The organism is Paenibacillus sp. J22P169, assembly GCF_059691995.1.
In genome coordinates this window covers 20,831-31,010 of the sequence record NZ_JCAUAO010000020.1, presented here as the reverse complement: position 1 = coordinate 31,010, position 10,180 = coordinate 20,831, and the positions used below count along the sequence as shown (strand labels likewise).

General features: G+C 48.2%; 9 protein-coding genes and 2 riboswitches. Of the genes, 3 read left to right on the top strand and 6 right to left on the bottom strand.

Features of this window, described 5'->3' with window-relative positions; all coding sequences use genetic code 11:
- Window positions 1–742 precede the first annotated feature (742 nt).
- On the top strand, window positions 743–1,636 hold the full coding sequence (locus AC58QG_RS36030; RefSeq protein ID WP_497366754.1) for a methyltransferase domain-containing protein: 894 nt from the start codon (window positions 743–745) through the stop codon (window positions 1,634–1,636).
- Between the two features lie 38 nt (window positions 1,637–1,674).
- Window positions 1,675–2,124 (top strand): YdeI/OmpD-associated family protein, encoded by a 450-nt coding sequence (locus tag AC58QG_RS36025; protein ID WP_497366753.1) that lies wholly within the window; start codon window positions 1,675–1,677, stop codon window positions 2,122–2,124.
- Between the two features lie 14 nt (window positions 2,125–2,138).
- On the opposite strand, the gene sugE is transcribed toward AC58QG_RS36025, so the two are convergent.
- The 5 genes from sugE to AC58QG_RS36000 form a co-directional block, all read right to left on the bottom strand.
- A complete protein-coding gene (sugE, locus tag AC58QG_RS36020; protein WP_497366752.1) occupies window positions 2,139–2,459 on the bottom strand; it encodes a quaternary ammonium compound efflux SMR transporter SugE in 321 nt (106 codons plus the stop codon).
- A gap of 86 nt (window positions 2,460–2,545) precedes the next feature.
- A riboswitch (guanidine-I (ykkC/yxkD leader) is annotated at window positions 2,546–2,647 on the bottom strand.
- Between the two features lie 67 nt (window positions 2,648–2,714).
- Window positions 2,715–3,326 carry an MSMEG_1061 family FMN-dependent PPOX-type flavoprotein gene (locus tag AC58QG_RS36015; protein ID WP_497366751.1) on the bottom strand — a complete coding sequence of 204 codons (612 nt, stop codon included), beginning with the start codon at window positions 3,324–3,326 and terminating at the stop codon, window positions 2,715–2,717.
- Window positions 3,327–3,470: 144 nt separating this feature from the next.
- Window positions 3,471–3,941 carry a C40 family peptidase gene (locus AC58QG_RS36010; protein WP_236290879.1) on the bottom strand — a complete coding sequence of 157 codons (471 nt, stop codon included), beginning with the start codon at window positions 3,939–3,941 and terminating at the stop codon, window positions 3,471–3,473.
- Between the two features lie 3 nt (window positions 3,942–3,944).
- Window positions 3,945–4,083: riboswitch (cyclic di-AMP (ydaO/yuaA leader) on the bottom strand.
- A gap of 167 nt (window positions 4,084–4,250) precedes the next feature.
- Window positions 4,251–5,069, bottom strand: a complete 819-nt coding sequence (locus tag AC58QG_RS36005) for a hypothetical protein (RefSeq protein WP_497366750.1) — start codon at window positions 5,067–5,069, stop codon at window positions 4,251–4,253.
- A 45-nt stretch (window positions 5,070–5,114) separates the two neighbouring features.
- On the bottom strand, window positions 5,115–7,121 hold the full coding sequence (locus AC58QG_RS36000) for a M1 family metallopeptidase (RefSeq protein ID WP_497366749.1): 2,007 nt from the start codon (window positions 7,119–7,121) through the stop codon (window positions 5,115–5,117).
- 188 nt (window positions 7,122–7,309) lie between these two features.
- On the opposite strand from AC58QG_RS36000, the gene AC58QG_RS35995 reads away from it, so the two are divergent.
- Window positions 7,310–7,801 (top strand): YwhD family protein, encoded by a 492-nt coding sequence (locus tag AC58QG_RS35995; RefSeq protein ID WP_497366748.1) that lies wholly within the window; start codon window positions 7,310–7,312, stop codon window positions 7,799–7,801.
- A gap of 172 nt (window positions 7,802–7,973) precedes the next feature.
- On the opposite strand, the gene AC58QG_RS35990 is transcribed toward AC58QG_RS35995, so the two are convergent.
- The gene (locus AC58QG_RS35990; protein ID WP_497366747.1) at window positions 7,974–10,076 is read right to left on the bottom strand and encodes a transglycosylase domain-containing protein; all 2,103 of its coding nucleotides are present in this window, start codon (window positions 10,074–10,076) and stop codon (window positions 7,974–7,976) included.
- Window positions 10,077–10,180: the final 104 nt, after the last annotated feature.

Here is a 10,180-nt window from a genome sequence, read left to right as displayed (position 1 = left end):
GTCTCATTATATCGTTGTCTTGATTCGCTCATGGACAGACACCTCTTAGTTAATAGTTAAGGTTATTATTACTTCTACACTAAGAGACGTCCACTATTAATTCTAAGTGCAAATCTACAGTTATTTCAACGCATATTAAGCGAAAAATATAAATAAATGGATTTTATGTCGTTATTTCTCCCGTACCTGACCGTTACACTGGAAATGGGGGGAATTAACTGTACATTTTCCAGTTAACCCTCTCTTGAAGGGAAATGACGGGAAATTAACTGGAATTTTTCCATTTATTTTGTGGAGACTCCCCAGACCTAGCTACTTTTACACACCCGTCCTCCCTACTTAGCCAACTATTATCCGTACTTGCCTCTCACCCTCACCCCTACATAGCCAACTATTGTCCGCACTTGCCTCTCACCCTCACCCCTACATAGCCAACTATTATCCGTACTTGCCTCTCACCCGTCCTCCCTACTTAGCCAACTATTGCCCGCACTTGCCCCTCACCCTCACCCCTACTTAGCCAACTATTATCCGCACTTGCCTCACATCCCCATCCGTACTTTGCCATCTGTCATCTATCAATCCGCACACATTCACTTATCCGTAGATGCACCCTCCACCATCCTCCACTCCCCTGCAAATGTGATCATCAACTTTCGCATTCCATGACAATACAACATAATAAATGTTAACATGGTACATATTATGTGTTACAATATTCGAAAAAGGAGGCGGCCTAACCATGGAGGACAAACAAGACAAGACGAAACGACTTTCGGTTTATTTGCCTGAGAAAGTAAAGTCCGATTTGGAGCGGATGGCAGATGATACGGGGTTATCGATGACTCAGCTAATCGTTATGGCTACGCAGGGGCTGCTAGCGAATTACGCTGTGCAGGGTGGAGCGATTTTTGCGGATTTGCTGTCGGCGAGACATCGCATCCTTCACGAAGTGAAAGAGAAGCAGACGCTTTTGGATCAAGAAAAGCTGAGCATGCAAGCCTACTACGGCGCACGAGCAGAGGAGTATGAACGGATTTATCACCGTGAAGATGCGGAGTTTCAACAAGAGCTGGCCTTCCTTTCTGATATCCTGAAGAAGCAAGTGGAGGGACGACGTGTGCTGGAAATCGCCTGTGGCACGGGTTATTGGACACATATTGCCGCAGAAACCGCAGCGCAGCTTGTTGGGGTAGATATACGCCCGGAAGTGCTGCACATCGCGGAGTCGAAGAGTTGGCCGAAGGGGAATGCTAGCTTTGTGGAAGGAGATGCGTACAAGCTCTCCGAGATACGCGGGGAATTTGATTACGGATTGGCGAACTTCTGGTTCTCCCACATTCCGCGCAATCGGATCGACAGCTTTTTACAAGGTTTCCATGAACGGTTGGGCAGTGGGGCGCAGGTTTTTATCGCGGATAACGTGTATGTACCTGGAAGAGGCGGCGAGCTCATTACCCATGAGGATAGCGAGGATACGTACAAAAGACGCGAGCTAGCCGACGGCTCCAAGCATGAAATTCTCAAAAACTATTTTACGTACGAAGAGTTGAATGACATTTTTCGACCTTTGTCCCAGCATTTGCGTATCTTCGTCGGGGGCAGCTTCTGGTATGTGAGTTATACGATCAAATAGCCACCCCAACTTTCACTACTCCATAGGAGGCATCGACCATGAGTGTAACGTTCCATACGACGGTTATGAAAGCCCAAAATAAGAATGCCACGGGGATTTCCATTCCCGAAGAGGTCATGACCACGTTAGCAGGAGGCAAAAAGCCCAGCGTATCCGTGACCCTGAATGATTACACGTATCGGACGACGGTTGCGGTCATGGGCGGCGAATACCTCATCCCGCTTAGTGATGCCCACAGACAGGCCTCCGGTTTGAAGGCAGATGATCCCGTCGAGGTGACGTTGGCCTTGGATCTCGCGCCTCGCACCGTGGAAATTCCTGCGGATCTTCAATCCGCATTGTCGGAAGTGGATGGCGCTGTGCAACGGTTTGAAGCGCTCGCTTTCTCCAAGCGCAAAGAATTCGTCCGACAGGTCGAGGACGCGAAAACACAAGAGACGCGTCTCTGCCGAATTGCTAATGTTGTCACACAGATAAGCGATGTCTAAGTGCTCGACATCCTTTAGTGCCCTGACGTGAATTTCAGCCCGAGCACACCAACTAGAATCAAAACCATAAACAAGATACGCACTAAACTGATCGGTTCATCAAGAAATAGTGTGCCAATGATAATGGCACCGACTGCACCGATGCCGGTCCAAGCCGCATAGGCGGTACCGATAGGAAGAGTTTTTGTTGCTACTGCTAAGAAATAGAAACTAACGATCATGCCTAGAATAGTAACAATGGATGGGACAAGTCGGGTAAATCCGTTGGAAAATTTCAATGATATGGCCCACACCACCTCAAAAACACCTGCAATGACCAGGTATAACCATGCCATAATGAACACTCCTTCATGTAGATATTATGTCGCCAGTGCCACAAAAAAAACAAAGAAAAGCCCGGGAATATCGCACTGCTGCGATAGACTCCCGGGCTTTTCTCCCTCCGTGACCACAGCGTATCCGCTGTGTGTTTTCCCTTGGACCAGCCGGCGACATGCGCCGCGGAACCCTAGAAAACGACATGCCGTTATTATAGGCTGGCTAACATATCATGTCAAGTTATACATTTTGGCTGCCTAGTTGGCTTTTTCCTACTCTTCCAGCGGAATTCCGTTCAATGCCAGATGTGCGCGGAACATATCCATGCCGTCTGGCTGCTCCTGTTCGGGTACCCACGTAGCGGGATCCCAAATCTTCGACAGCTTGAGGGCGCGACTGCAATGCACAAAGCATTCCTGCACCTCGACGCCGACAGCGGCGATGGGGGATTTCCCATTCAGCTGCATCGTCGCTAGTAGCTCCTCGTCCTTTGTTAACCAAGCGCGGCCATTGACGCGGAGTACCATGTCGACGCCTGGAATGATGAATAAGAGACCCACTTGTGGGTTGGTTAATATATTTTGCATCGAATCTAATCGGCGGTTTCCGAGTCTTTCGGGATAGATGAAGCGGTGTTCATCTAGAACACGAACGAATCCTGCGCTATCGCCGCGGGGGGAAACATCACACAGTCCATTCGCGCCTGACGTAGATAAGTAGAATAAAGGTGATTTGGCGATGAACGCTCTTGCGTGCTCGTCGATTTGGTTAATAACTTTATTTTGTACTGCCGGATGCGGCTCTCCGATATCTGCTCTAATCTCATCAATGGATTGAATGATGCCAGGAAACGGTGGGGATGTACTATCTTTTATGCTGTCCATACATTCTTATCCTTCCTCGAGGCCGAAGGGCCCGCCCATATTTATTCCTTGTAGTATACGCTGATACCCTCGTTCAAATGAATGAAGCCCTGCAAGTCGCTCTTACGAGCAAAGCTTGCAGGGCTTCATTCTGTGCCGAGAACATTACTTGGATTCAGCAGTTAGTTGATTGTAAATATCATCCCATAGAACACGTCTGGCTGATACATACCGCTTCGCATAATAGGATTCGCTCAACTTATTCTTAACAACACCTTGATTGGTAGCGGAGTGAACGAATTCACCATTACCGAGGTACATCCCTACGTGAGAGATGCCGCTGCCATCTGTGTTGAAAAATACAAGATCGCCCTTACGAAGATCACTTTTGTCAACCCAGTAGCCTTCACTGTTTTGTGATTTGGAGCTGTGTGGAAGGTCGATGCCGAACTCGTCGAACAAGTAGGACGTGAAACCAGAGCAATCGAATCCTTTGGTTGTCGTTCCTGCCCATCTGTAAGGAGTTCCAACAAGCTCGTCTACCGCTTTATCCATATTGGATGCTGCGAAAACGCTTCCTACACTAACACTCAAAAACAAAACAAGACTAAAAATAAGACCAACAACTTTCTTCAACTGCTTGTCTCCTTCCGGTGCCTACGAGGTTAGCTGGAGGGTTCGGTTGAAGGTTCCCTATGATCCCTGTCTTGCAAGATCAATTCACCCGGAGTGGTTCCCCCGTTTCCCCATAAACTGAGGAATTCGGCATGAAATATTTGGTTTTTTGATGCTAGTCCTTTTAATTCGTCATAAACAATGAAATTCCTCTTTTTTTATAAGAAAAAAGGCTGAAAATTAGGCGAATCGTTCGGAAAACAGACGAAAAAAAGCCCCTTTCTCATGGAGAAGGGGAGAATGCCTGCCTATTGGCTGTTTTGCTGGATATTAATTGGATATTTTGGCTGAAAGAAGCTGATATTGGGAAGAAATGCCCCAGATTTGGATGAAAATATGGAAGAGAGGATACAGTTGATAAATGATTAGTGCTATCAGTCCCGCCCATAGGTAGGTAGCTGTGACCGTGACCCCTGCCAAAAGTCCTGTGAACACTAACAGAATGATGGCAAGTCCGATAATCGGCAGTGAGTATCGAAAGAAAGAGAAGATCGTCGATGTGATACCTAGCTTGGCCGCGATGGCGAATTGCACATACATAAACAGCAGCTGCAGGAGAAATCCGTAAATCAGTAGACTCAGTATCCAAGGCAGAAGCTTGAGAATGACCTGCTCATAGGAACCGCTATGCCCAAGAACATAAGCAGCTTTCGGGAGGAGCCAGATGAGTGGAAACAGGGTAAGTGCGATCCGGATGAGATACACGAGTAGAAAAGGGAGCATAAGCTTTTTCATCCCGCGAAAGAAACGGTAGCCAGCATTCTGGTGAGCGTGCGTGAGTGAATAATAAACACCGCCATTTAAGAGAGGCGTCAGCAGCATGCGAGCACACAAGAGAGCACCTAGCCACCATAAATAGGAATAGCTGAGATCTGTTTTAATTAACTGGAACTGGCCTTCAGCTAGAAAGATCTGCAATGCCTGCTTGGGCTGCTCGGCGCCAGGGAACCGATGCATGAGGGGGACGAGTATTCCCTGCACGAGTTTATACAGGAGAATACCCCAGCCCATCTGATAAAGGAATAAAATGATCGTGGCAAAGGGCTGTGCCATAGCTGCCCTGAAGCCTGATTTGATATAGGTGGCCAACGAGGGTCCCTCCTCAGAGTTTGTCATGAGACGTAAGCCAAGTCCTTACCAGGCGACTGAGCCGAATATGGCTTGCAGGAACTGAATAATGCCGAGATTCCACCGAATTTGCCACTTTGTATTTAATTGGGTTTGATAAAAGTTGTTGATGTGCTTATTTTCGAGAATGAGCGTGTACTTGGGATCAATGCGCACCCAGTCGACAGGGGAGGCATGCGTTAATTTGAACTCAATGCTGCCTTCCTTACCATCCCATGTTTTATCTAACGTTGTACCATCTGCGAAGTGGAACTGGACAGGCACTTCCGGTGAGTTGCCGCCATGCTTCACGATGCGGACCGTGCTTTCGTAAGTCTCGGACCCCTTGCTGCCCTGAGGCTGGACGTGTACACTCTCGACAGAATAATCCATCATCATACCGCCATAGACATACTGATTAAAGAAATCATCCCACTTTGTTTTGCTGACATCCTCCACAACTTGTTGGAAGTCCTTCGTAGAAGGGTGCTTGAACTGCCACCTTTGGAAATAGGTTTTCATAATACGGTCCATCACCTTCGTACCGACTTGCTGCTCAATTGCTTTCAGCACGAGCTTGCCACGCGTGTACACATTTTCTGCATACTGATCATGACCTTTGTAAGCCCATGCATCCTTCTGCAGCCCATTGGGTGAGGTAATATAACTGGATTCGACAGGCAAATTAGGTACATCCCCATATTCAGCTTCCATGACTTTATCCTCCGCATAAGAGGTGAAGCCTTCATCCAGCCATGCTTCTTCGAATTCATTGCTGGCAACGAGTCCATAGAAGAATTGGTGGCCGATCTCATGCACGACGACGCGTTCCAGCTCTAAGTCGGGATCCTTGTCGCTGGCACCCCAGGCAGTAACCAAAGTCGGATATTCCATGCCGCCCGCGCCATTCCCGCCCGGAGGCGGCACTACGATAGAGAGGGTAGAGTAGGGATACGTTCCGTACCACTGACTGTAACGTGAGAGTGCTTTTTTGGCTGCATACATGTAGCGATCCTTTAAATCTTGATGATTCGGATCGAGGTATAGCTTGATCTTGACCCCAGGAATTTGTGGTGTCGAGAAGGGCTCTTCCACATAGATGAAATGCGGAGAGGCCGACCAAGCGAAATCATGGACATCCTCGGCATAAAATTGGTACGTCTTGGTGCCCTTATCCGTCACAGCAGGCTTCACAGGAAACCCTGTAGCGGCCACAATGTAATTCGCAGGCACTTGGATTTTCACATCATACATGCCGAAATCAGCATAGAACTCGGAATTGCCATGGTATTGATGAAGATCCCAGCCAGGTTCAGTCCGGCCCCTTGTTCCCTTACGTTCATAGGCGGCAACCTTCGGAAACCATTGTCCAGCCATAACAAAGTCATCGACGTACCCCATTCTGGCAAAAGCTGCAGGCAGCTTAACAAGGAATTCGGTTTTGATGGTTACAGTTTCTCCAGGTCCTACGGGCTTAGATAAAGGGATTTTGATCAGTGTATGGTCGTCCTTGTTGCCATCATCCGGCTGCACGAACGACATCCGCTTGGTGAGATCATCACCCGTATCCGACTTCACAGAGAGCAGTTCCATACTTCCGCCACTCTCTGCCTTCGCTTCATCCTCCCGCAGCTTACCTCCAGACTCGCGCATGAATGTCGTTTTCTTCGATGCGAAAGCATTCGGATAGAGGTGCAGATACATTTCTTGTACAGGAACAGAGCCTGGATTTTCCCACGTGAGCGTTTGTTGTCCTTGGAGCTGTTGGGTTTCTGGTGTGTAGGCAACGTTCATGTGATATTCGGCAATACGATAACTAAGTGGTGTTGAGGTTTCTAACGGTTTGCCATTACCATTATCTGCAGGCTGCATGTCCGGTGTCTTAACAATAGGTACATCTTTAGAGACGACAGGAACAGTCCCTCTTGGTGTGGAGGGGAGCAAGGTGTTCGTTATTAACACTGCGCCGGCAGCAAGGAGCATGACAGCAAACCACTGTACCTTGCGGCTATTGAATAGAGCATTCATATCCATGAGATTCACCCCGCCTAAACAAGCATCTACAGCATGTATATGTAGACAACCTAGGGAATATTTCTGCGAGGTGAAAGAAATGTTTAGAAATGGGAATGGGAGACACCGCCCCTTGTTCTAATGGATGACTTTCGCTACAATGAAAGCAAGTCGTCATTTTAACTTTATGTAGAGTGGAAGGTGCCCTTATGGAAGCGGATAAGAAGAAGCTAGCCTTAAATATAGTAAGTTCAAAAGTGAATCACAAAGGCTTCGGTGCAGGAGCCATTGATCTTAGTAACGTCTCCGGCATTATTATTGATGGGGATGAAGCTTATCTGGATGAAGGAACACTGCATGCTAAGAGTAAGATCGAGAAAGGGATTAAATTCTCCACGAACAAGGAGGATGTCCCTAATGGTCGTAAAGCGTGGATCGTGTGGGTAGCGGTTGATCGCACAGAGGATGGCGCCTACTATGCGGGGATGTCTGCTTGTGAGATGTTAATCGATACGGAAGCGCGCCGCGGATGGAAGATTCTTGCGGAGCACGTGAACAAAATGGACGGAGCTATGAAACGTAAGTTTATCCTAGAAGGATTGTCGGACAGTGAGCGGGGAGCCCTTCGAAACACACTGATTGCACATAATGAAGACTGGTGGAACCGCTCGGATCAAAGCCTTAAGGACGCACTCTCCTAAGCTTTCCATAGCGAATATGGAGAATATGAACATTATGTGTCATCCATTGTTACACAATGTCGAAGCGGGTATACTAGACCCTAGTGTATGTTACCTCATATACTAGGACAGCAAAAAGGCAGGACTAAGACGCGCTTAGTACTGCCTTTTTGTGTTTTCATTTAGAGGAATATTAGTCGTTCCACCAACGTTTAAGATCATTCCACCAAGAGCCGTTGTCCCCTTTGGAACCGGCTTTTTGACCGCTCGTCGCATCCGGATTGGCAGGCTTGCCAGTACAATACGTCGTAGGCTCCGTGCCAGCAAGGAAAGCTTCCATTTTGGCGTTCGGACAGTCCTCATTGGATAATTTGCCGCTCACAGGATCAATGTACACGGTCGATACGCCCTCAGGGATTGAGAACATCTTCGGCGGAATAGCATCCAAGGTCTGTTCCGTGAAATCCGCGAAGATCGGCGAGGCTAGGTGTGATTCCACCGTTGAAATATCGCGGCTCTTGTCATAGCCCACCCAGACCGCGGTGGAAAGCTCAGGTGTGAAGCCGACGAGCCAAGCATCCGTATCGGTCGTACCCGTTTTGCCGGCAATCGGCCGCTTTATTGTACTTGCGACACGGTTACCCGTTCCGCCCTCTTCGAACACGCTTTCCATTAGATTGGTCATCACATACGCAACCGCAGGTGGAATAACTTGCTCCTCCGCAGGCGTCGCTTCATATAAGACGCGGCCATTCGCATCTTCGATTCGTAGGATGGCCGTTGTTTCATGATGTATCCCTTGATTCGCGATCGAGGAAAAGGCTGAAGCCATTTCCAGTGGACTCACGGGGAAGGAACCAAGCGCAAGGGATGGCAGCGGCTTCATCGGTGAAGCAATGCCTAGCTTACGCGCGAAGTCTATGACCTTCTGTGGACCCACCTCGAGAATCGTGTGCACGGCATAGATGTTATCCGATTTAGAAATCGCCTGACGCATATCAATATTCCCATTTGTATACTGGTCATTGAAGTTTCTTGGCGTATAGTGCTGCCGCCCATCATCGTAGGTAAATACCGTCGGTTCACTTTTGACCATAGAGACTGGAGTGAAGCCGTTCATTAGTGCAACCATATAGACGAATGGTTTAAAGGAAGACCCAGGCTGTCGTGTATTCGATAGCGCACGGTTGAATTGATTTTCCGTATAGTCACGTCCGCCGACCATGGCTTTGATCTCGCCCGTTCGGGGGTCAACCGCGACCAGAGCGGCCTGCAGATCGGGCTTGCCTTCGAGCTGCTTCGTGATGACATTCTCAGCAATTTGCTGGGCATTCTTGTCCAGTGTAGTATAGATACGAATGCCACCCTCATCGAACTGTTCTTCCGTGATACCGAGCTTCTCCGTCGCCAGGTTACGTACATAATCTCTGAAATACGGCGCTGCAGAAGGCTTCTTTTTCGTGAGAGGCTGAATCGTCAGCTTCTCTTTACCTGCGGCATCAGCGGCGCTTTGGGTAATAAAGCCGCTGTTCACCATCGTCTGGAGAACAATTTTCTGCCGATCCATGGCATTTTGCAGATCATAATAAGGGGAATAGTAGCGCGGTCCCTTCGGCACCCCAGCGATCATCGCGCTTTCGGCTAAGGTTAGTTCACTAGCATGCTTACCGAAGAAAAGCTCGGATGCGGTCTCAATACCATAGGTCGAATGCCCATAATAGATTTGATTCAAATAATCAGCGAGAATGTCATCTTTGCTTAGTTGCATTTCCATTTGAAGGGCATAGACGGTTTCCTTGAATTTGCGCGTCCATGTGCGATCATGAGTTAAGTATAAATTCCGGGCTAACTGCTGTGTGATCGTGCCGGCACCTTGCACCTTCGCCATGGCTTGGACATTCACAATAGCTGCGCGTGCTACCGCTTTGACATCGACACCGAAATGATCGTAGAAATGTTGATCCTCCACAGCGAGCGTAGCATGTATCAAGTAAGGCGAGATTTCATTTAATGAAACCACCTGCCGATTTTGGCCAGAATAAAAGGTGTCAATCACCTCACCGTGGACATCATACATTTGGGAGGTTTGCATCGTTTTGGTGACGGGCAGCGTTTGGGAGCGCAAATAAACCAGGAAGACGGCTGCCCCAATGAGCAGCAGCAGGCTGCAGGTAAAGAAGAAGGAGAATGTCTTCTTGATTCGCCGCATCCAACGCATAGAAGCAGGAACTTCATCTTTTCGTCTAGCGGACTGTGTATCTGATGGTTGTTGGCGGGGTTTCTCGTTCTCGGACATAGGCCATGCCTCCTTTCTCTGTGCCCAAAGGCGCTATTATCCAGTATGGAAAAGCATGGCAATCCGTATTCAATGAATTGTAAATATTTTTTATTAAATGATTA

Excerpts from the sequence above, each read along its gene's own strand:
- AC58QG_RS36030 (WP_497366754.1), top strand. The coding sequence starts at position 743 with ATGGAGGACAAACAAGACAAGACGAAACGACTTTCGGTTTATTTGCCT.
- AC58QG_RS36025 (WP_497366753.1), top strand. The coding sequence starts at position 1,675 with ATGAGTGTAACGTTCCATACGACGGTTATGAAAGCCCAAAATAAGAAT.
- sugE (WP_497366752.1), bottom strand. The coding sequence starts at position 2,459 with ATGGCATGGTTATACCTGGTCATTGCAGGTGTTTTTGAGGTGGTGTGG.
- AC58QG_RS36015 (WP_497366751.1), bottom strand. The coding sequence starts at position 3,326 with ATGGACAGCATAAAAGATAGTACATCCCCACCGTTTCCTGGCATCATT.
- AC58QG_RS36000 (WP_497366749.1), bottom strand. The coding sequence starts at position 7,121 with ATGGATATGAATGCTCTATTCAATAGCCGCAAGGTACAGTGGTTTGCT.
- AC58QG_RS35995 (WP_497366748.1), top strand. The coding sequence starts at position 7,310 with ATGGAAGCGGATAAGAAGAAGCTAGCCTTAAATATAGTAAGTTCAAAA.
- AC58QG_RS35990 (WP_497366747.1), bottom strand. The coding sequence starts at position 10,076 with ATGTCCGAGAACGAGAAACCCCGCCAACAACCATCAGATACACAGTCC.